The organism is Desulfitobacterium nosdiversum (assembly GCF_049860565.1).
In the GTDB taxonomy this organism is placed as follows: domain Bacteria; phylum Bacillota; class Desulfitobacteriia; order Desulfitobacteriales; family Desulfitobacteriaceae; genus Desulfitobacterium_A; species Desulfitobacterium_A nosdiversum.
Genome location: NZ_CP172056.1, coordinates 1,402,268 through 1,425,796, shown reverse-complemented (window position 1 = coordinate 1,425,796; position 23,529 = coordinate 1,402,268). Strand labels below are relative to the sequence as shown.

Annotated in this window: 8 protein-coding genes; all 8 read right to left on the bottom strand. The window is 42.7% G+C overall.

Going from position 1 to position 23,529, the window contains the following annotated elements; translation table 11 throughout:
- Positions 1 to 29: 29 nt before the first annotated feature.
- Positions 30 to 968 (bottom strand): ABC transporter permease, encoded by a 939-nt coding sequence (locus ACHOLT_RS06755; RefSeq protein ID WP_425806731.1) that lies wholly within the window; start codon positions 966 to 968, stop codon positions 30 to 32.
- The gene (locus ACHOLT_RS06750) at positions 961 to 2,457 is read right to left on the bottom strand and encodes a sugar ABC transporter ATP-binding protein (protein ID WP_425806729.1); all 1,497 of its coding nucleotides are present in this window, start codon (positions 2,455 to 2,457) and stop codon (positions 961 to 963) included. Before ACHOLT_RS06750 ends, ACHOLT_RS06755 begins: the two co-directional genes overlap by 8 nt.
- A gap of 33 nt (positions 2,458 to 2,490) precedes the next feature.
- Positions 2,491 to 2,886 carry a D-ribose pyranase gene (gene rbsD / locus ACHOLT_RS06745; RefSeq protein ID WP_425806727.1) on the bottom strand — a complete coding sequence of 132 codons (396 nt, stop codon included), beginning with the start codon at positions 2,884 to 2,886 and terminating at the stop codon, positions 2,491 to 2,493.
- A 78-nt stretch (positions 2,887 to 2,964) separates the two neighbouring features.
- The gene (gene rbsK / locus ACHOLT_RS06740) at positions 2,965 to 3,882 is read right to left on the bottom strand and encodes a ribokinase (protein ID WP_425806725.1); all 918 of its coding nucleotides are present in this window, start codon (positions 3,880 to 3,882) and stop codon (positions 2,965 to 2,967) included.
- Positions 3,866 to 4,882 carry a LacI family DNA-binding transcriptional regulator gene (locus ACHOLT_RS06735; RefSeq protein ID WP_425806723.1) on the bottom strand — a complete coding sequence of 339 codons (1,017 nt, stop codon included), beginning with the start codon at positions 4,880 to 4,882 and terminating at the stop codon, positions 3,866 to 3,868. The genes rbsK and ACHOLT_RS06735 overlap by 17 nt, the downstream gene beginning before the upstream one ends.
- A gap of 364 nt (positions 4,883 to 5,246) precedes the next feature.
- On the bottom strand, positions 5,247 to 6,596 hold the full coding sequence (locus ACHOLT_RS06730) for an HlyD family type I secretion periplasmic adaptor subunit (RefSeq protein WP_425806722.1): 1,350 nt from the start codon (positions 6,594 to 6,596) through the stop codon (positions 5,247 to 5,249).
- Positions 6,597 to 6,599: 3 nt separating this feature from the next.
- Complete coding sequence (locus ACHOLT_RS06725) at positions 6,600 to 8,792, bottom strand: type I secretion system permease/ATPase (RefSeq protein WP_425806721.1); 2,193 nt, start codon at positions 8,790 to 8,792, stop codon at positions 6,600 to 6,602.
- An 808-nt stretch (positions 8,793 to 9,600) separates the two neighbouring features.
- Positions 9,601 to 23,529 carry a calcium-binding protein gene (locus ACHOLT_RS06720; RefSeq protein WP_425806719.1) on the bottom strand — a complete coding sequence of 4,643 codons (13,929 nt, stop codon included), beginning with the start codon at positions 23,527 to 23,529 and terminating at the stop codon, positions 9,601 to 9,603.

Sequence of the window (23,529 nt, the reverse complement as noted above, 5' to 3'; positions counted from 1 at the left end):
CATTTGAAGTAAGTTTTCACTTTTAAGCATCATTTATTCTTAGAACGATCGAGCAGTACAGCCAGCAAAATAACTGCGCCTTTGACCACCTGCTGATAAAATGAGGAGACATTCATAAGATTAAGTCCATTGTCGAGAATCCCAATAATCATCGCACCCACTAAAGTACCTACAATCCATCCCTTGCCGCCTGATAAGCTTGTTCCGCCGATGACTACAGCAGCTATCGCATCAAGTTCATAAGATGTTCCGGCCGTCGGCTGTGCTGAGTTTAAGCGAGAAGTCAAGATGATCCCGCTTACGGCAGCGAGAAGACCGCTTATCGTATAAACTAAAGTCTTAACTTGAGACGTACTGATCCCCGATAGCCGTGTAGCTTCCTCATTCCCACCGAGAGCAAAAACATGCCGGCCAAAGGTGGTAAATTTCAAAATAACATAAAGAACAACAAAAGCAATCAATACCCAGATAACCGGCATTGGAATTTCAAATAAGTAACCCCGTCCAATCATGCCGAAAGACTCGGGAAACCCAGTGATCGGTTTTCCTTGAGTGTAAACGAGTGTCAGTCCCCGGAAAATGGTCATCGTTGCCAAAGTCGCAATAAAGGGAGCAACCTTTCCTCGAGAAATAATAATGCCGTTCACAGTCCCCATAGCCGCCCCAGAAAGGATTCCTGCCAGGATGGCTATTCCTGAATTCATTCCTGAAGCCATCATTCCCGCTGCCAAAGCACTTGAAAGAGCCACAATCGATCCTACGGATAAGTCAATGCCCCCTGTTAAAATAACGAACGTCATGCCAAAGGCAATTAACGCATTGATGGAAACTTGGCGCAAAACATTAAAAATATTACTGATGGATAGAAAATTCGAACTGATAATAGAAAGTATAACAACGAGTAAAATCAGTCCCAAAAGTGGACCCATGCGTTGAATAACTCCGCTTCTCTCCCGTTCTTTAGCCATGACTTTTTCCTCCCGTAGCTGCATGCATAATATTTTCCTGTGTGGCATTTTCTCGTGAGAATTCCCCGGTCACTCGACCTTCATGCATAACAAGGATCCGATCGCTCATTCCTAAAACTTCAGAAAGCTCTGAGGAGATCATCAGAATGGCCACACCTTCTTGAACCAATTGGTTCATTAATGAGTAAATTTCACGTTTCGCTCCAATATCTACTCCTCGTGTCGGTTCATCAAGGATCAGAACCTTAGGATGAGTCGCCAGCCACTTGCCAATTACGACTTTTTGCTGATTGCCTCCGCTCAGAGATCCAACCTTTTGATTCGGATGATGCGCTTTAACATGGAGCTTTTCTATACCGTCATCCACAAATTCTTGCTCCTTGCGCTGACTGATAAAACCGGAACGGGATAAGGTGGGGAGATTAGGCAGAGACAAGTTTTCCCGAACCGAAAGTTCTAAGACAAGCCCCTCTCCTTTCCGATCTTCAGTCACTAGAGCAATTCCGGAACGTATGGCATCCCTTGGATTCTTAATGTTTATAACATGATCGTTCACATAGATTTTCCCGCTGCAGCTCTCTACGCCAAAGATAGCCTTGGCTAATTCCGTCCGCCCTGCTCCCATTAAACCCGCGATTCCTAGAATTTCTCCCGAACGCAATGAAAAACTAACATTTTCTAATTTTCCAGGCTGCGAAAGCCCTTCAACCCTTAAACGTTCTTCACCCACGGTCGTTTTCGTTTTCGGAAAAAGCTCTTTAATTTCTCGTCCGACCATCATCTTGACAAGCTCATCCATGGACGTTTCCCGAGTTTCACGTGTTCCAATATATCGGCCGTCACGCAAGACTGTAATGCGATCACTGATTTGAAATATTTCTCCCATGCGATGAGAAATATAGATCATCCCGACATTTTGAGCTTTCAAGCTTTCAATAACCTTGAAGAGCTTTTCAATCTCTCGTTTTGTCAATGCTGCCGTCGGTTCATCTAAAACAAGAATCTTGGCTTGCATGGAAAGAGCCTTGGCAATCTCAACCATTTGCTGCTGTCCAACCGAAAGTTCTCCGGCTAATGTATCCGGGCTTATTTCCAACCCTAGTTGTGATAAATATTTTCGGGCCTCTGTACGCATTTTGGACCAATTCACAATTCCAGTCCGTCCATATTTAAGCTCACGACCCAAAAATAAATTTTCCATTACGGATAAATACGGAATCATATTCAGTTCTTGATGAATAATGGCAACTCCCAAATCCTGAGCAGCCTTTGGTGAAGACATCACTTGCTCTGTTCCCTGAATCTGAATTATGCCCTCATCCATGGTATAAATTCCGGAAAGGATCTTCATCAGAGTAGATTTGCCAGCGCCATTTTCCCCCATTAAGGCATGCACTTCACCAACCTGGAGCGAGAGTTGGACTTTATCCAAAACACGAACTCCGCTAAAACTCTTACTGATCCCTTCCATTTTTAGAAGATCCGCCATTTAAAATCCCTCCTTTCTGAATGAATCTCTGCTTTAAAAAATAACGCCTGCTTCAAGAACTACATTAGCAAAAGGAGTAAATTCGCCCGTACGAATGATCGCCTTAGCCTCTCGGGTTAAAACCTTAAGTTCTTCATGAGTCATCGTTTTTATCGCAATACCGGGTAAAAGAGACGTTAATTCTTCTTTTTTAGAGGGGCTGACTTCCCCCATTTCTTTTGCAATATAAGCGGTCTCAACTTGCATCTCCTGTAAAACCGTTTCTACCGTTTCAATAAACGAAGGCACTCCCTGTTTTAACGCCAAATCAATCCGTTTAACCTGGGCTGGAATAGGTAAACCTGCATCACCAATCACAATTTTATCGGTATGTCCAAGTTCGCTTATCACCTTGGAAATCTCACTGTTTAGAATCCCAATTTTCTTCATTAGAATTAATCTCCTTTATATTCAAGGGCTATAGCTCAACCTGAATTATGCCTTAATATTCCTTTAGAGGGGTTGTCTTTAACAGCCAAAGTATTCCTGGACTTCTTTCAAGGTTGGCATTCCGCCTTGTGCACCGAATTTTGTTACAGCTAGAGCAGACACTTTACCCGCAAATTTCATCGCCTCAGTCAGCGTCATTTTTACGGCAAGAGCATATGCCAGTCCTCCGTTAAAAGCATCTCCCGCCCCAGTGGTATCAACGACCGGAACTTTATGCCCTTCAATAAAGCATAACTTTTCTCCTTTGGCTTTGAACGCTGCTCCTTCAGCCCCTAGCGTCGTTATACAGTTTGAGACCCCCAAATCGAGTAATCTATCCATCTCTTCTTCCAATGCAGAAGAATGGCCGATTTCTGCTAAAAGCGCAAGTTCTGAACGATTAGGCGTAATATAATCAATCTGTTGCAATAGCGTAATTGGCAGCGTTTGAGCAGGAGCAGGATTGAGCAGAACTGGTTTCCCCCATTTTTTTGCAAGTTTTACCGCATACTCCACTGTTTGAAGGGGTATTTCCAGTTGAAGAACGATTAAATCAGCTTCTTTGATCTTCTCTTCCTGCTGATTCAGATCTTGCGGCAAACATTGAGAGTTTGCCCCGGGAACAACCACAATGCTGTTATCCCCGCCAGCAAGAAGAATCGAAGCGACTCCGGTTGTTCCTTTGTCTAAGATTTTGACACCCGAAATATCTACTCCATCTCTCTCCAGAGCTTTAAGTAAATCCCGTCCAAATGAATCCGGACCTACTGCCCCAATCATCATCGTTTCAGCACCTAAACGCGCTAAAGCAACGGCTTGATTTGCCCCTTTGCCGCCAGGAATAAAATGAATTTCTTCCCCTAAGATCGTTTCCCCGCGTTCGGGAGTACGTTTTGCCTGGACAACAAGATCCATATTTAAGCTGCCGATGACAAGTATTTTAGGCCTCATCAACATCAATACCCTCTTTCCACGTCGATTTCCGCGGTATCAAGGTTACATCCAATTTCATAATCGTGTTCTCGCTGATTCCTGTATTTATCTCTCGGATCAAGATTTTTGCAGCCAAAGCACCCATCTCATAAATTGGCTGGGCAATGGTTGTTAACTCCGGCTCTGTGATCTCCGCTAAGCTGATTCCGTCAAAACCGCACACTTTAATTCTTTCCGGGACAGGAATTCCCAGATCATGCAACCCCTTCAACGCACCAATGGCCATTAAATCATTGCCTGCAAATACTCCATCAATATCAGGTTGGCGTTCCAAAAGAAGTTTAATGGCTTTTCTTCCACCCTCGATATCGAAGTTTCCTGGAACCGCTAAACTTGGCGAATACCAATCAAGCCCTTCCACGACATCTTCATAACCTAATAACCGTTCTCGAGCGGTGATCATCTCCTGAGGTCCATAAATATGGGCAATTTTACGGCACCCCCTGCTCAGGAGATGTTTAACCGCAAGCTTTGCCCCTTCCCGATTCTGCGAACGGATGATGGGGCATGTGGGAATATCTAAACCTCGGTCTAAAAGAACAATAGGAACTTGATCTTTTCTTAAATGCTCAATATCTTCTGGATTAACCGTATTGGATGCAATAATAATTCCATCCACGTATTTTTTTTTAAGTGTCTTGATATAAGAACGTTCTTTCAAGCCAAGCCCGTCCGAATTGCCAAAAATCACAGTCAAGCCCTCTTGATGAGCCACATCTTCAACCGCTCGAGCAAGCGCCGGGAAAAAGGGATTCAAAATATCAGGTAAAATCAGGGCAATCGTGCCCGTCTTTTTTCCTGCAAGTCCTCGGGCTACTGAATTGGGTTCATATTGAAGCTGCTCGATTGCTTTAAGAACTTGGTGAGCTGTTTCAGAATTAACATTTCCAATCTTATTGATAACGCGAGATACCGTAGCTACCGATACTCCCGCTAGACGGGCAACATCCCGAATGGTCGCCAAAGCAAACACCTTCTTACTTCTGTAATCGGTTACATAATTACTAGCACTATAAATGTTTAAATTATTATATATCAACGATTTAATCTAAATTTTTAAGTCTATGAAAGCGGTTACATCACCATTAATAATTTATCGTTTTAAAAATGTTGTGTCAATATCTTTTTCTCATTTTCCCTAAAAACGACAGCATACACATTTTTCTTAACTTTCCACATTAACCAAACTAGAATAAAAAGATGACCCCCGAAATACAGGAATCATCTTAATAAACCACTAAACTTTTCTCGAGTTTACCAAGTCACAAGGCACTCTGCCCTAAAACCTGTTTTAAAAAAGAAATCAAAATCACTTAGAAGATTTTTTATTATCTTAAAGTAATACTTTCCTTAGCATATTTAATAATCGGCTCTAAGAAAAACTCGATGACCCGCCTCTGACCGGTTTTAATCTCTGTACTAACAGTCATACCCGGAGAGATATTTACATCATTACCATCTATGACTAGACTTGACTTCTCCAGTTTAGCTTTCATTTTATACACTTGTCCAAGCTTTTCATCTTCAAATGCATCTGGGCTAATGAACAATACTTTTCCCTTTAATGTTCCGTACTTTTGAAAAGGAAAAGTATCAAGCTTTATCTCAACTTCTTGACCAACCTTAATAAAGCCTATATCTTTATTAAGAACTGTTCCTTCAACAATTAGTGGAGTCCCATCAGGAACTATAGTCATAATTGGCTGAGCAGGGGTTACAACACCCCCTATTGTATTAGGGTTCAAACCATGTATTGTCCCATTAACTGGGGATAAAATATTTTGATACTCATATAATTTTTGGGCTTTCTGGAGTTGAGCTTGAGTACTAGCAATTTCTTTTTCCTTTTCTACGATCTGGTTAATCAAATTTGTATTCATTTCTTTTTTAAGACTATTCAGGTTTTCATTAGACTCTTTAAGACTTTCCTCAACTCGTATGATAGTACTTTTTTGGGACTCGTATTCTTTTTCAGCGGCTTTTGCCTCATCTTGTTTTGTCATCCATTCCATTTTCGAAATTGCTCCAGATTCAAATAATTTTTTATATGAATCTTCTTGTGTTCCCAATAATGAATATTTGCTTTCAAGACTAGTAAGTAACAGCTCAGCACTTTTTAATTCTGCTTCTCTCTGTTTAATAACGTTTGATAACGCATTTTCTTTAGATTGATATTCAGATTCCCTTGCATTTTTTAATTGACCTAAAAATTGAATAACTTCTTCAGATAAATCTGAGGTATACAAATCATTTGCTTTTAATACTTCCTGTTCGTCTTTACCCTCTAATTCTGCATTCAAAATTTCCTTTTCTATTTTTGCAGTTTGAAGAGCTTTTTCGAGGCTTTTAACGTCAATGTTTTTTATGGTTGAATCAAGTTCTAAAAGTAGTTCGCCTTCTTTTACCCTTTGGCCTTCTTCAACATGAATGGCAGTAACTACTCCTTCTTCAACTGGTTGAACAACCTTTAACTTACCATCCGGAATGACTTTTCCTCTTGCTACTGCTACCTCATCAACCCTTCCAAAGTAAGACCATATAAAGGCTACGAATAATAATACAAAAATACTCCAAACCATAAAACTTCCTAGAGGTGAAGGAGGCGTTTCTGTTATTTCAAGAGCTGCGGGCAAAAATTCATACTCTAAATGATCCCTCTTTAACATCTTAGACAGCATTCATTAAAGCCCCCTTTCCTGTTGCTTGTAAAGATATTGATAGAGTCCTTTTTTATTTAATAACTCCTCTTGGGTTCCGTATTCAACAAGAACTCCTCGATCTATCGACATAATTTTATGTGCATCTCTTAAAGTAGAAAGCCTATGAGCTATTATAAGTACTGTTCTTCCTTGACATATTTGTTTCAGATTTCTTTGAATAATGCTTTCAGATTCATAATCCAACGCTGATGTTGCTTCATCAAATATCAAAATTTTGGGATTTGTAAGCAAGGCTCTGGCAATAGCTATCCTTTGTCTTTGCCCTCCTGACAGAGATGCTCCTTTTTCGCCAACGATTGTATCATAACCTTCAGGCAACTCAAGGATAAAATCATGAGCTCCAGCAATTTGTGAAACCCTTATAATCCCTTCCATACCTGCAGAAGGATTATGAATTGCAATATTTTCTCTAACACTGCCATTAAAGAGAAAATTTTCTTGAAGTACAACTCCAATTTGCCTCCTTAACCATGAAGGCTCAGCAAGGGATAAATCCACTCCGTCTATAAGTATCTTTCCTGCCTCTGGAACATACAGACGTTGAATTAGTTTAGAAATAGTACTTTTACCGGAACCGCTTCTGCCAACTATACCAACTATAGTACCCGGTGGAATATTAAACGACATATTCCTAATTATTTCAGAGCCATCAATCCGGTATCTAAACCTTACCCCTTCGAACCGAATATGTCCTTTAATTGAGGGAAGTCGTGTTTTTGATGGATCTAAAGAAGGTTCTGGTTTGGTATTGAAAATATCTCCCAATCTTTTAATAGATAGTCCCGCTTGTTGAAAATCCTGCCATAACTGCACAAGCCTTAATACCGGACCGCTAACTCTACTAGAAAGCATTCTAAAGGCTATTAACTGTCCAACCGTTATATTTCCATCAATAACAAGGCGGGCACCAACCCATAAAATTAATATATCAGATGCCTTTTGAATGAATTGGCCTATTGCTCCTGCAGAACCTGATAAAATAGATAATTTAAAACTTGCCCGCACATAATTGGATTGTATGCCTTCCCATTTTTTTTGAGCTTCAGGTTCAAGGGCAAAGGATTTTACGGTTTGAATACCTGTGACTGCTTCTACAAGATATGATTGCGAATCGGAGCCATGCTGAAATTTTTGATCTAGTCTATGTTTTAACATAGGAGTCACTACTGCAGATAAAATAACAAAAAACGGCAGGGTTCCAAGGACCAGCCAAGTCAAAGTAGTGCTATAAAACAACATAACACCAAGATAAACACCTATAAATAAAACATCAAGTAAAGATGAAAGAGGTGTTCCTGTAAGGAATTGTCTAATATTTTCCAATTCTCGTACTCTAGCAATCGTATCACCAACTCTCCTGACTTCGAAATAACGAAGTGGAAGAGTAAATAAATGTCTAAATAATCTTGCACCAAGCATTATATCTATTCGACTAGTTGTATGAGAAAATACGTATGTTTTAGCCAAACCCAGCATTCCCTCAAAAATCGCAATTAGTACTAGCCCTATTGCCAGTACATCCAGAGTAGTTAAACCTTTATGGACAAGAACCTTATCTATTACGACCTGAGTAATAATAGGTGAAAAAAGTCCCAGGATTTGAATAGTAAAAACTGCAACTAGTACTTCGATAAGGGGCTTTTTATACTTAACTATAGACGGTATAAACCACCTAAGGCCAAACTCATTATTGCTAGTGCTTTTCATTCCTCTTTTTACAAATAATATTACATTATTAGTCCATTGCTCAATAAAATTAGCTTCATCAAGAACTTTGGGAGCATTCTCTGATGGTTTTAATGTTAAGACCTTATCCCCTTCTATTTTGGCAACTATAATAAATTCCCCTGTAGTTAGCTCTACAATTGCCGGAAGTCTGAGCTTTTTTAGCTTATTAAATGTCACTTCTGCTGCCTTTGACTTTAGTCCAAGGTGTTTAGCCGCGTTTAAGATATCCAAGGTAGTCATGCCTTGATTCCCAATGGCAAAAGCGTGCTTTATTTGCTCCGGATCAACACTAATGTCGTGAAATTTGGCAATTGTAATCAGACACTGAAGTCCCGTATCTATTGCTTTAGTAGAAGTTTTTACCTGAGCATTAGTATGGTCAAGTTCTCGCTCATAGTCTATTTTCTCTTGTACCGATTGAGCCATTCTCCGTTTCTACCTCTCTTTTTCTCCCGTTCCCTTAAAAAGGTTTATAGGTAAAATTTTAACAAAGTCACGGTACCACTCCTTCAAGGGGTGGCTTAACTTTAGCCCTATAAGGGCATATTACTGGCTACGCCGGAAGACATGGTTTCGGAAGTCATAGTTGCTTGTACCCCTAAAGGGGGTCTTACGATTGCTAGTTTACTTGTCTTCGATTCGATTTGCTTTTCGTCTGTATTTGGAAATAAATACGATGTGGTACGTGCAATCCCATTTGGTATATGATAGACTTGTTCGTTTGGATGCCCTCCTCTGCTACTGACCTGGCTTGCGAAACCTTTATCCTTATAGCAAAGGGGGGCTGTCTTATCACGTTCACCGGTACTTCCTATTCCGTTCTCCCACGCATAGCGTGGGGCTTAATGTTGAGAAATAATCGGTGAGAACAGCCCAGTATCTGCAGGGGGTGAAGGCTGCCACCAGCACCTCTATAAGAGGCTTTTTATATTTGATAATAGAGTATTTCATTCTCCTTCATGCCTTTAGGCCCGATTGCCAGTGCATATGTGATCTGCGTTTATTCCGTGAAACCGTGCAATTGTAATAATACAACCTTGGGTCAACTTTCTTTTTAGCTTCTGCACTGCTCAAATTTTCTTCATCCTTTACTGAATTTTTCTTTCTTCAATTGTATCGAGCATCAGAACAACCTCACTTCATATTTTCTATAACATGAAAAACTTGTATGCCGAACTCAGCTTAACCCGGAAGTCCGGCATACAAGTAAATCAGTAATTACTAGCCTTATTCATTATGCGGACTGGTACACCCAAAACTGGTTCAGTATGTTTTGGACATCCTGCGGCTTATCCTGTATAGCCTGATTCCACGACATACCGTTTTGCTGAGTAAAGGAAGCCATTGCCTGAATCAGCTGTTCCACCTGAATATTGGTCAGTTTGCTTCCATCTGGCGCTTTGAACTCTTCAACCTGATAAGCAGTTCCAGCGTACCATGAGTTTATGGTAAGCGAATCAGTAGTTCCATTCATTGAAATTTTCAGATCGTTTTCTTCATGTGTGAACACTAATTTCAGCAAATCTTCACCAAAGGTTACAGAGTCTTTGTTGCCTGTTGCTGTATCGTAATCATAAATGGTATCTTGACCATATCCAGCATTGAACATATACGTGTCGTTTCCGGCACCGCCTTCTAGGTAGTCGCTACCGACACCGCCTATCAGCGTGTCATTACCATTACCTCCATAAAGCTTGTCGTCTCCGCTTCCTCCATCAAGGATGTCATCTCCACTGTTTCCATACAATGTATCATTTCCTAGTCCTCCAAATATTTTATCATTTTCAGAGTACAATCCATTTATAGTATCATCTGCATCTGTTCCATTTACCACTAGCCCCATTGTTTGCAAATCACTTTTGCTCCAAACCGTTCCATCAAAAAACTCAAGCTTTGAAATTTGGTTTCCATTATACCAATCCTTAATTCTAATTTCATCACTTTCTGACGGCATCTTTATTAGCAAATCGGCATCCGATCTGGTCACAGTTATCTTATCAGGTGATATGCCCTCTCCCAAATTTAGCACATCCTCCTTGCCATTTAACAGACTTTCCAAAATTCCTGAAGAATTATCTTTCGATAACCTGTTAGGCAAAATGTATATTTTAACTGTTCCCGTCACATTTGACAAGCTTCCAAAGGCATTATCCCCGCTGCGTTGATATGTTGCCTGATTTGATAAGTTATTTTCAGAATACATCATAAATAATATATTTGGGTCTGAACCGCTATTATCGGTACAGTGCATAAACCTTACCTGGGTTTCTCCTATTGTCATATACCCTTCAGTGTGGTTTGCCCAGGAGTCAGAGCCAAGATTGCCCCCATTGATTACAGAGTAATCAGTGTTTTCAAATCCACTACCTGGTCTAATTGTTATTTCTAATAAATTACCTTCTACAAATTTTACTCTCGATTTAAATTCAACTCCACCTACTGTAATACTCCTCTCGGTTCCATCTGCTGCTCCAAACGCAAGATTTGAGAAAGTCTGACCATTTACAGTAATTGATGTGGCCCCAAAACCATCGAATGCATCGCTGCCTCCATCACTCCATCTCGTACCATCCCAGTCTTTAACTGCAGTATAACCCCAACTAAAGGCTTCATCTACGATTGTGTCTTTACCACCGCCCAAATTATAGATATATGTATCGTTTCCTGAACCTCCGTAAAGCAAATCATTTCCTACGCCTCCATCCAATATGTCATTCCCTGATTCGCCATACAAAGTATCACTGCCTTCCCCGCCAAGCAGGGTGTCATTTCCACTTCCTCCATAGAGAATGTCGTTCTCTGCTCCTCCATCTATTACATCGTCACCTTCGTAGCCGTACAGGCTGTCATTTCCTCCAAGTCCCGACATGATGTTCTTTCCGACACTTCCGTAGAGATAACTGTCATTGCTTTCTGTTCCTGTTACATAAATCGTCTGGGCGTTTATTGCCGCCTCATCCCACGCGGTTCCGTCAGCAAACTGGAACTTCTCAACCTTGTAGTTCTGGTTTGTGAAGTAGTTGTTAATTGTCAGTTTCTCCTGCTTTCCGGCAAAGCTTATCTCAAGGGCATTTCCCTTGCGGTTCAGCACTGCATCGGCTGCGTTAATTCCTTCTCCGAACTTCACGGTATCTACATTGCCTGCTGTTGTATCGCAGTCATATATTGTATCCTGACCGTATCCAAGGTTGAATATGTATGTGTCATTTCCAGCATCTCCAGACATGTAGTCATTTCCGGCTCCGCCTGTCAGTGTGTCGTCTCCGCTCTGTCCGTAAATGGTGTCATCCCCGTCTCCGCCTAATAATGTGTCGTTGCCTGTTCCACTGTCTATATAGTCGTTCCCTGCTCCTCCATCTATTACATCGTCACCTTCATAGCCATACAGGCTGTCATTTCCTCCAAGCCCCGACATGATGTTCTTTCCGACACTTCCGTAGAGATAACTGTCATTGCTTTCTGTTCCTGTTACATAAATCGTCTGGGCGTTTATTGCCGCCTCATCCCACGCGGTTCCGTCAGCAAACTGGAACTTCTCAACCTTGTAGTTCTGGTTTGTGAAATAGTTGTTAATTGTCAGTTTCTCCTGCTTTCCGGCAAAGCTTATCTCAAGGGCATCTCCCTTGCGGTTCAGCACTGCATCGGCTGCGTTAATTCCTTCTCCGAACTTCACAGTGTCCACATTCCCTGCTGTTGTATCATAGTCATAGACTGTGTCCTGGCCTGACCCTAGGTTGAATATGTAGCTGTCATTGCCAGCATCTCCAGACATGTAGTCATTTCCGGCTCCTCCGTCCAGAGTGTCAGCTCCGTTTCCTCCATACAGGCTGTCGTTTCCTGCTCCGCCTGTCAGCGTGTCGTCTCCGTTCTGTCCGTAAATGGTGTCATCCCCGTCTCCGCCTAATAATGTGTCGTTGCCTATTCCACTGTCTATATAGTCGTTCCCTGCTCCTCCATCTATTACATCGTCACCTTCATAGCCATACAGGCTGTCATTTCCTCCAAGCCCCGACATGATGTTCTTTCCGACACTTCCGTAGAGATAACTGTCATTGCTTTCTGTTCCTGTTACATAAATCGTCTGGGCGTTTATTGCCGCCTCATCCCACGCGGTTCCGTCAGCAAACTGGAACTTCTCAACCTTGTAGTTCTGGTTTGTGAAATAGTTGTTAATTGTCAGTTTCTCCTGCTTTCCGGCAAAGCTTATCTCAAGAGCATCTCCCTTGCGGTTCAGCACTGCATCGGCTGCGTTAATTCCTTCTCCGAACTTCACGGTATCTACATTGCCTGCTGTTGTATCGTAGTCATATATTATGTCCTGACCGTATCCAAGGTTAAATATGTATGTGTCATTTCCAGCATCTCCAGACATGTAGTCATTTCCGGCTCCTCCGTCCAGAATGTCAGCTCCGTTTCCTCCATACAGACTGTCGTTTCCTGCTCCGCCTGTCAGCGTGTCGTCTCCGTTCTGTCCGTAAATGGTGTCATCCCCGTCTCCGCCTAATAATGTGTCGTTGCCTATTCCACTGTCTATATAGTCGTTCCCTGCTCCTCCATCTATTACATCGTCACCTTCGTAGCCGTACAGGCTGTCATTTCCTCCAAGTCCATACACTATGTCATCTGAAGCACTCCCATATAGAGGATTATCGTTTCCTTCAGTTCCTTTAACATAGGCAATATGAGCTTTAATATAGTTCTCATCCCAAATAGTACCATCCTGGAATTTTACCTGTTCAACCTTGTAGTTGCTGCTATAACTGCTTGTGTTAAAGTAATTGTCTATAGTAATACTGTCATTGCTGTTTTTGATTACAATTTCAAGGTTGTTATTCCCTGTCCTCACTATATCAATATCTGCCGGCTTTAAATCACCCTGCATTTGAATAGTGTCTACATTTCCGGCTGTAGAATCGTACTCGTTTATAGTATCATGACCGTAGCCAGGCCCGAAAATATAAGTATCATTGCCTGTTCCGCCTTCCAGGATGTCATCTCCTGATCCTCCGTCAAGAGTATCCACTCCGGCATTCCCATACAGTTTGTCGTTCCCATCTCCGCCATACAGCTTGTCATTTCCGCCGTTTCCGTTAATAGTGTCATTTCCGCCAAAGCCGTTAATTATATTATCCTGATTGTAATCAAAGAAGCTGCTTATTGTGTCATTGCCATCAGTTCCATCGATATAGCGGACTTTGTCCTTGATTGCGGCGACATCCCAAACCGTACCGTCGTTAAACTGTATTTTCTCAACCTTATAATAATCATTAGAGAAAAAGTCATTGACTGTTAACTTATCGTTTGTTCCCTTTATTAAAAGCTCTAAATTGCTGCCGTTGCGGCTTAACTTAATATCTTCCGGACTAGTATCTTCATTCACTTTGATGATATCTGTATTACCGCTGGTTGAATCATAGTCGGCTACCGTATCCTGGCCATCCCCCCGTCCAAACCGGTACGTATCGTTTCCCGTTCCGCCTTCCAGATAATCATTGCCTGCTCCGCCATCTAACAAATCCGCTCCGGCGTTTCCATAAAGTTTGTCATAGCCGTCACCGCCAATGAGACTATCATTCCCGTTTCCACCTGAAATGTTATCGTCACCGCTGCCACCATCTATGGTATCATTCCCGTCATTTCCGTATATGGTGTCGTAACCGTCAAGTCCATAGATCGTTTCATTGTCTGAATATCCCTGTATTGAATCATCATTTTCCGTACCGGAAACAGTACAGACCGCGTTCTTTACATAAGTTGAATCCCATGTTGTCCCATCGGTAAACTGAATTTGCTCGACTTTATAATAGTCATTGGAAAAATATCCGCTGACTGTCAGTCTATCCTCTGAATCTTTAATTGCTAAAACCAGGTCTGAACCATATCTTTTCAGAACAATGTCTGTCGGAAGCAGCCCTTCTCCAATGTTTATCTTATCAATATTCCCATTCGTTGAGTCATAATCATAAACGGTATCTTGCCCGTATCCGCGTCCGAAGACATAGGTGTCATTCCCGTAGCCTCCTTCCATGTAGTCGTTCCCGCTTCCGCCATCCATATAATCCGAACCATTGTAACCGTAAAGCTTATCGTCCCCGGCTCCGCCTGAAAGGATATCGTCACCGTACTCGCCGTTCAGGGTATCGTCACCGTCTCCGCCTGCCAAAATATCGTTGCCGTCGCCGCCATACAGAGTATCATTGCCTGTTCCGCCGTCCATTGTGTCGTTGCCCGCATAGCCGTATAAAGCGTCATTTCCGGCAAGTCCGTTCAGGGTATCGTTTGTTTCATACCCTTGAATTGTCTCGTTTTCTTCACTCGCCGCTATTACGGTATTCTTGATATAAGCAGTATCCCAAACCGTTCCGTCCATAAACTTGATCTGTTCTATTTTGTAGTAATCATTTGAAAAATAGTTGCTTACCGTAAAGATATCTTTTGTTCCATTAATGCTCAGAGCAAGATTGGAACCGCTTCTCTTCAAGGATACTTCTCCCGGCTGTACTCCTTCGGCTATTGTAATCACGTCGATATTGCCGCTTGCAGAATCGTAATCGTAAATACTGTCTTGTCCGGACCCTCGGCCAAACAGATACGTATCGTTTCCTGATCCACCTTCCAGGTAATCGTTCCCTGTACCGCCGTCCATTATATCTGCTCCGTAGGAGCCGTACAGCTTGTCGTCTCCCGCCCCGCCTTTGAGAATATCATCACCATATTCCCCATACAGTGCGTCGTCATCGTCACCGCCTGTTAAGATATCATTGCCGTCTCCGCCATAAAGGATATCATTACCGGCTCCCCCGTCAAGCGTATCATTGCCTGCATAGCCATAGATAGTATCATTACCGCCAAGTCCGCTTAAAATATCATTTGTTTCATATCCCTGAATGCTGTTATTTTCTTCACTTGCCGCCGTTACGGCGCTTTTGATATAAGCCGTGTCCCAAGCTGTTCCGTCAGCAAACTGAATTTGCTCAACCAGATAATAATTGCTGCTGTCAAAGTAACTGTTGATCGTTAATTTATCAGATGTACCATTGATACTTAATTCCAGACTTGATCCAATTCTTTTTAGATTGATATCCCCGGGAACAACTCCCTCTGAGAAAGTCACCTTGTCTATATTCCCGCTTGTTGAATCATAATCATAAATGGTGTCCTGACCGTAACCGCGGCCGAATATATAGATGTCATTACCCGAACTTCCTTCCAGATAGTCATTGCCTGTACCGCCGTCCATTGTATCTGCTCCATAAGAGCCATAAAGCCTGTCATCCCCCGTACCGCCTGTCAGGACATCATCCCCGTATTCCCCATAAAGCGTATCGTCGTTTTCTCCGCCCTGCAAGGTGTCGTTGCCGTCTCCGCCATATAGGGCGTCATTGCCTGTTCCGCCGTCAAGGGTATCAGTTCCGGCATTTCCGTAAATCACATCGTTGCCGCCCAATCCATTCAAGGTGTCGTTTGTCTCATAACCCTGAAGGGTATCATTTCCGTCTCCGGCTGCCAAAACGGCGTTTTTAATATAACCGGTGTCCCAAACGGTTCCATCAGCGAACTGGATCTGTTCAATTTTGTAATAATTGCTACTGTCGAAATAACTTGTAACGGTTAACTTATCCGAAGCTCCATTAATTCTTAGTTCAAGATCTGACCCGTTTCTTTTAATTGTCACATCGGTAGGAGCTACCCCTTCCATTAAGGTAATCTTGTCCAGATTGCCGCTTGTGTAATCATAGTCATAAACAGTATCCTGTCCGTAACCGCGGCCAAACAGATACGTATCGTTTCCATAGCCGCCTTCCAAATAGTCATTCCCTGTTCCGCCATCCAACGTATCCGTGCCATTGTTACCATAGAGTTTGTCTTCGCCGGTACCTCCTTTGAGGGTGTCATCACCGGATTGCCCATAGATAATGTCATCACCGGCTCCTCCGGTTAGATTGTCATTGCCTGCGCCGCCATCAAGAATGTCGTTTCCTCCAAGACCATTAATAGTATCATCCGTTTCGTAGCCTTGAACAATGTCGTTTCCATCGCTGGTTGTTAATACAAGATTTTTAATATATGCCGTATCCCATACGGTTCCGTCGGCAAATTGTATTTGCTCAACCTTATAGTAATTACTACTGTCAAAATAACTGGTGATGGTTAACTTATCCGATGTATTATTAATGCTCAGTTCAAGATTTGACCCATTTCGTTTGATTGTTACGTCGGTAGGGGCTACCCCTTCCATAAAGGTAATCTTGTCCATATTGCCGTTTGTATAATCACAGTCATTGATAGTATCCTGTCCATACCCGCGGTCAAACAGATACGTATCGTTACCAAAGCCGCCTTCCAGATAGTCATTCCCTATTCCGCCGTCCATTGTATCCGAGCCATTGTACCCGTAGAGTTTGTCGTCACCGGAGCCTCCGTTTAGCAGATCATCCCCGTATTCTCCGTATAGCGTATCGTCATCCTCACTGCCTGCCAGGGTATCATTGCCGTCCCCACCATAAAGCGTATCATTGCCTGTTCCTCCGTCTATTATATCGTTGCCTGCGTATCCATAAAGGGTATCATTGCCTGCATACCCGTTCATAATATCATCCGATGTTAATCCCTGAATAGAGTCGTTACTGTCACTGCCTTCGGCAAGAACCGCCACACTATTGATATAGCCAGTGTCCCATACTGTGCCATCTGCAAATACAAACTTTTCTACCTTGTAGTAATCATATGAGAAGTAGCTGTTGATGATTAATTTATCCGCAGTATCATTTAAACTTAGCTCCAGATTACTTCCATTGCGTTTTACAGACACATTTGCGGCTGTTATTCCCTCTGCGAACTGTATTTTATCCGAGTTTCCCGTAGTCGAATCATAATCATATACGGTATCACTCCCATAACCGCGCCCGAAAATATAGGTGTCATTGCCGGAACCGCCTTCCAAATAGTCATTCCCTGATGATCCGTCAAGAACATCATCGCCGGAATATCCGTAAAGCCGGTCATCTCCGATGCCGCCTTTCAGATTATCCGAAGTATTATTTGCTCCACTCACGGTAACCCCAGCAACTGCTTTTGAGGTAATTGCTGATATATCCCAGGACGTTCCGTCGGCAAATTGCAGCTTCTCGATCTTATAATAGTCATTATAAAAGAAATTACTTACCGTAAGCTTGTCTGAAGTTCCGTTGATTCTTATTTCTAAGTCATAACTGTTTTTTATTATAGAAATATCCGCAGTGGTCAGCCCTTCAGCCAGTGTAATCCTGTCTAAATTACCGCTTGTATAGTCGTAATCATATATTGTATCCTGCCCAAAACCGCGTCCAAATACATAGATATCGTTACCATAACTGCCCTCCATATAGTCGTTCCCGGTCCCGCCGTCCATTGAATCCGCGCCGTAGGAGCCGTACAGCTTGTCATCCCCGGTCCCGCCTTTTAAAATATCGTCGCCGTCCTGACCATAGAGCGTATCATTGCCGATGCCGCTGTCAATTGTATCGTTGCCTGCGTTTCCATAAATATAATCATTGCCGGCAAGACCATTTATGGTATCGTTAGTCTCATAGCCCTGGATGGTATCGTTCGCATCGCCGGCTATGAGTAGTGCATTTTTAACAAAAGCATTGTCCCATACTGTTCCGTCGGCAAACTCGATTTGCTCAACCAGATAATAATTACTGCTGTCAAAGTAACTATTGATCGTTAATTTATCAGATGTACCATAGATGCTTAGTTCTAAATTCGATCCGGTTCTTTTTAGAGTGATATCCCCGGGAGCAACTCCCTCTAAGAAACTTACCTTGTCTATATTCCCGCTTGTGTAGTCATAATCATAAATGGTGTCCTGGCCGTACCCACGCCCGAATACATAGGTGTCGTTGCCGCTGCTTCCTTCCAGAGAGTCGTTTCCGGTTCCGCCATCCAACGTATCTGCACCATAGGAACCATACAGTTTATCATTTCCGGTTCCACCGGTTAACGTATCATTGCCGTATTCCCCATAAACCGTATCATCACCTGAGCCGCCCAGAATGGTGTCATTGCCATCGCCGCCATACAAGATATCGTTTTCGGCTCCGCCATCGATTGTGTCATCTCCGGTATAGCCGTAGATCGTATCATTGCCGCCAAGGCCATTAAAGGTATCATTTGTTTCATAGCCCTGTATGACGTCTTTTTCTTCGCCAGCAGCAAGCACGGCATTCTTGATAAATGCCATATCCCAGCTTGTTCCATCTGCAAACAGTATTTGCTCAACCTTATAGTAGTTGCTGCTGTCAAAGTAGTTGTTTACAGTCAATTTGTCATTTGTTCCGTTAATGCTTAATTCAAGGTTTGAACGATTTCTTTTGATCAAAATATCGTCAGGGAGTACCCCTTCGGAAATTGTTATTCTATCGATATTCCCGCTTGTGTAGTCATAATCATAAATGGTGTCCTGGCCGTACCCACGCCCGAATACATAGGTATCATTGCCGCTGCCTCCTTCCAGGTAGTCGTTCCCGCTTCCGCCGTCCAGATAATCCGTACCATAGCTGCCGTAAAACTTGTCATCGCCTGCCCCGCCTGAAAGAATATCGTCACCGTACTCGCCGTTCAGGGTATCGTCACCGTCTCCGCCTGCCAAAATATCGTTGCCGTCGCCGCCATACAGAGTATCATTGCCTGTTCCGCCGTCCATTGTGTCGTTGCCCGCATAGCCGTATAAAGCGTCATTTCCGGCAAGTCCGTTCAGGGTATCGTTTGTTTCATACCCTTGAATTGTCTCGTTTTCTTCACTCGCCGCTATTACGGTATTCTTGATATAAGCAGTATCCCAAACCGTTCCGTCCATAAACTTGATCTGTTCTATTTTGTAGTAATCATTTGAAAAATAGTTGCTTACCGTAAAGATATCTTTTGTTCCATTAATGCTTAGAGCAAGATTGGAACCGCTTCTCTTCAAGGATACTTCTCCCGGCTGTACTCCTTCGGCTATTGTAATCACGTCGATATTGCCGCTTGCAGAATCGTAATCGTAAATACTGTCTTGTCCGGACCCTCGGCCAAACAGATACGTATCGTTTCCTGATCCACCTTCCAGGTAATCGTTCCCTGTACCGCCGTCCATCAGGTCTACACCATATCCGCCATAAATTTTATCGTCGCCCGCTCCCCCGCGAAGAATATCGTCATTATTTTCTCCATACAGAGTATCGTCTCCATCGCCGCCGATTACCGTATCGCTGCCTTCTCCGCCATATAGCATGTCATTGCCGGTTCCTCCGTCTAGCGTATCGCTTCCTGCATAGCCATAGATTGTGTCATTCCCACCGAGTCCGTTAAAAACATCATTTGTTTCATATCCCTGGATACTGTTATTTTCTTCACTTGCTGTCGTTACGGCACTTTTGATATAAGCAGTGTCCCAAGCTGTTCCGTCAGCAAATTGTATCTGTTCGATTTTATAGTAATCGTTGGAAAAAAAGTTCGATACCGTTAAAACATCCTTGGTTCCATTAATCTGGACTTCAAGATTATAGTTGTTTCTCCTGAGAGTTATATCCGCAGGTGATACGCCTTCCAGAAGACTGATTTTATCCTGATTACCGCTTGCGGAATCGTAGTCATTAACAGTATCCTGTCCGTAACCGCGCCCGAATAAATAGGTATCGTTCCCGCTGCTTCCTTCCAAATAGTCAATGCCTGCGCCGCCGCTCATCACGTCATTTCCCGCACCACCATACAGTTTATCGTCGCCGGAATCACCGCTTAACGTATCATCCCCGGAATTCCCGTACAAGGTGTCGCTGCCATCCAGACCGGAAATACTGTCATTATCTTCATAGCCGTAAAAAACATCATTTCCGGTGCTCCCTGTAAGTACTATTTGCTTGATGGCAGCGCTATCCCATAAAGTACCGTCATGGAACCGGATTTGTTCTATCTTATAAGCATCGTTGGAGAAATAATTGCTAATAACCAGCTTGTCTGACGTGCTGGTAATATACACTTCCAGGTTTGAGCTGTTTCTTTTCAATGTGATATCGCTTGGATTTACTCCTTCCAAGAAACGCAGGACATCGACATTACCGACGGTGCTATCGTATTCATTGATTGTATCCAGTCCATCGCCCCTGCCGAAAACATAGGTGTCGTTTCCTGTCCCGCCTTCCATATAATCCCTGCCGCTGCCGCCTTCCAGCAGGTCATTGCCTGTCCCGCCGTAGAGTTTATCGTCGCCGCTTCCACCAACGAGGATGTCACCTCCATCCCCGCCTGAAAGTGAATCATATCCATCGCCACCAAAAAGAAAATCCTCCCCACCATTACCAAGAATAGCATCATCTCCATTATCTCCCCAAATAGCTTCATTTGCATTGGTTCCAACAAGTGAATCATTTGTACTTGTGCCTAATATTTGAACTTTATTAGCTGCATCAATAATGCGCTGATATTCAATTCCTTTAGAGGCAAATGTTTCACGAAATGTTTCAAAATTCACTATGTCAGTAATGTTCAATTGATACATGTTAGCCGTAAATTGCTTTAATAGTTCCTTACCTGCAGCTTCATCACTGGAAATTCGATTTGAAATCTCAGATGCGACTCCAGATATATCAAACTTAAGACTATTCGAGTTTTCATCCCACATTAAATTAACTTTGCTGTAAAGATCCTTCAATTGGGATTGTGCCACAAGCAGTGTGTATACGGAATTTGAAAATTTATCAAATGCCTCTAAAAGTAAAGGTGCCGCTTGTCCATGAGGATTAGGATCCCTTGTTCCCCAGCACCATGTACCCAAATACTTTTCACCAAAAAGCACTTCAAGGGCCTCCAGTTTTCTGGCGTCTCCAATAACATTGCCATAAATCTGAGATGCAGCCCTGCTGTTAGGATCTATATTTTCAACACCTGTCCAAGCATAAATAATGTTTGTTACTAGTTGTTTTTTGGCAACAGGATCCGTTTCACTGACAAACTGTTCTACAAGACTCTGCAAATGTTTGCTGTTGTCATGTAGCATGGCCTGATGCAAGCTATAAGCATTACCAAATCCCTGAAGATCAGGTAAAGCTGCTACTTCTGATGTCTCTTCAAGGACACTTTTAGCGGTTGAATACATTGCATCCATTTTAAACCATACGTCATCGATTGATGCGGTTGTACCATCCGACTTGATATAAGATCCGACCTGCTTATGTTCATTTCCTTGTGCATCTACAATTGTCGATGAACTATATCCAGTGGCAATGGATGATACTTTAGCATCAGTAAGAGTAATAAGCTCGCCGCTTTCAGTAATACCATTTCCATTAGAATCCATCCAAATGCGAAGTTGACCATATTTTTCGTCATTATTATCAATTTTACCATCATGATTGCTATCTAAATCGGCAAGGGCAATAAAACCATTAGCTGCCTTTGAGCTATCCTTTAAAAGAGTGTTGTCTCCAAAAAGCTCTCTCCCGCTGTCAATAATACCGTTATCATTTATATCGCGGACTAAAAGGCCATCATCTTTGCCTACCCATGCAGTCTTTTCAGTAAAGCCATTGTCATTCTGATCAAAATTAACGCCGTCTTTGAGAGAGGTAGTTTCGACCCCATCACCGTCAAGATCCAGAATGAGAGGAGATTTCGTAATCTCCGCTGTATGGAATATGTCACGTAAATCATTAAGGAGATCACTTAGTACATGTCCAAGTTCACTTCCCACAATACCTGCAACACCATAGCCGATAGCTCCGGCAAGAATACCGCCGATACCCGCACCAATCGGACCTCCGACAGCCGCACCAACACCCATAAGGTAGGGCGCAATTGTTGTTGTTAATGCCCAACCGCCTATTGCACCGACGGCTAATTCGGTAGTGGATTCTACAATAATAGCAGTAGCTTTATTTGGGTCACCGTTGTTATATGCATCAACCGCACGGTAAATAGAAAGTCCAGCTATTGCTACAGTGCCGACAACGTCAACAACACCGCCAACTTTTGAAGCAGCTTTAAGTACGTTATCATACTTTGACGCTTTTGAGAGCAGTTTGGCAACATCGTCAGATTTATCGCCAATTTTGCTAGCCACAGCTAAAGCGGTTTTATCAAAGTCATTCAGCGTGTCCACCGTTTTGTTTGTGGTAGCCAAGTAACGGGCTAGCACATCATCGGCTATCGGCGCACCGTCTAAATTTGTTATCTGGCGGACATAGTAATCGATTTGTTTCGCTTCCATTTTCTCAAGAGTAGAGAAATTGTCGTAGTCTGCACCGAATTTTGAACGCACATCAACATCATCGGCAAAATTTTTCATCTCACCGATTGTTGTGTCAAAAACAGAGTTGGAAGGCGGATCGATGGGGTTTCCACCAGTAATTTCTGTTAAATTATCAATAATAATTTTATTGTTATCATCAACGTGAAATCTTAAATCATCAAATCGAGTGACACCATACTTCTTCGATGTTGTTAATCGATCAGTCACTCTCGTTAAATCATCCACCGAATCAGAGTCAATCAGTACTCTGTCTATGTATTTCAGTGAGAGTTTCTCTCCATCGGTCATACCATCAAAATCAGGATAAGTGCTTCGCATTGCATCATCCGAACGGAAACCCTTTGTTTGATTGGCATACGGCGGATAGTGAGTGTTGTCGAAATCAACTGTACTGACATCCATTTCCACCCGCGTCTCCGTGACCGGGTCATAATACCAATTTGTGGGCGCTGTGGTATTGCCATCGTGCGCACCATAAAGATGCTCATTATAGTCTAATGCCTGAATATTTCGATAGTCACCGGCGTATTCAGGATACTCAGCGGCATTTAACATATGATGCCCATAGTACGAAGTATTATTCTGTGGGTCGATTATCGGCAATCCGTCAGCATCCATCTGAAATGCGCGTCCAGCACTTGACTTTTCGTTTCCAGATTCGCCCACATTCAATATGGCTTCCATTTGCTCCGGGGTCCACTCCCGTGTGCCTAATCCTTGTTTTAAAAGTTCACGCTCATTATTCCAAAAGTTTTGGACAGCTTGATCGCGAATTTTCTTTATAAATGTATTTCTGTCTGCTTCCGTCATGCTTTGCAATAACTGTTTCCGTTCTTCAATACTAAATGCATTGAAGACATCCGTCATTTCTTTTTGCGACAGTTCCAGTAACCACAT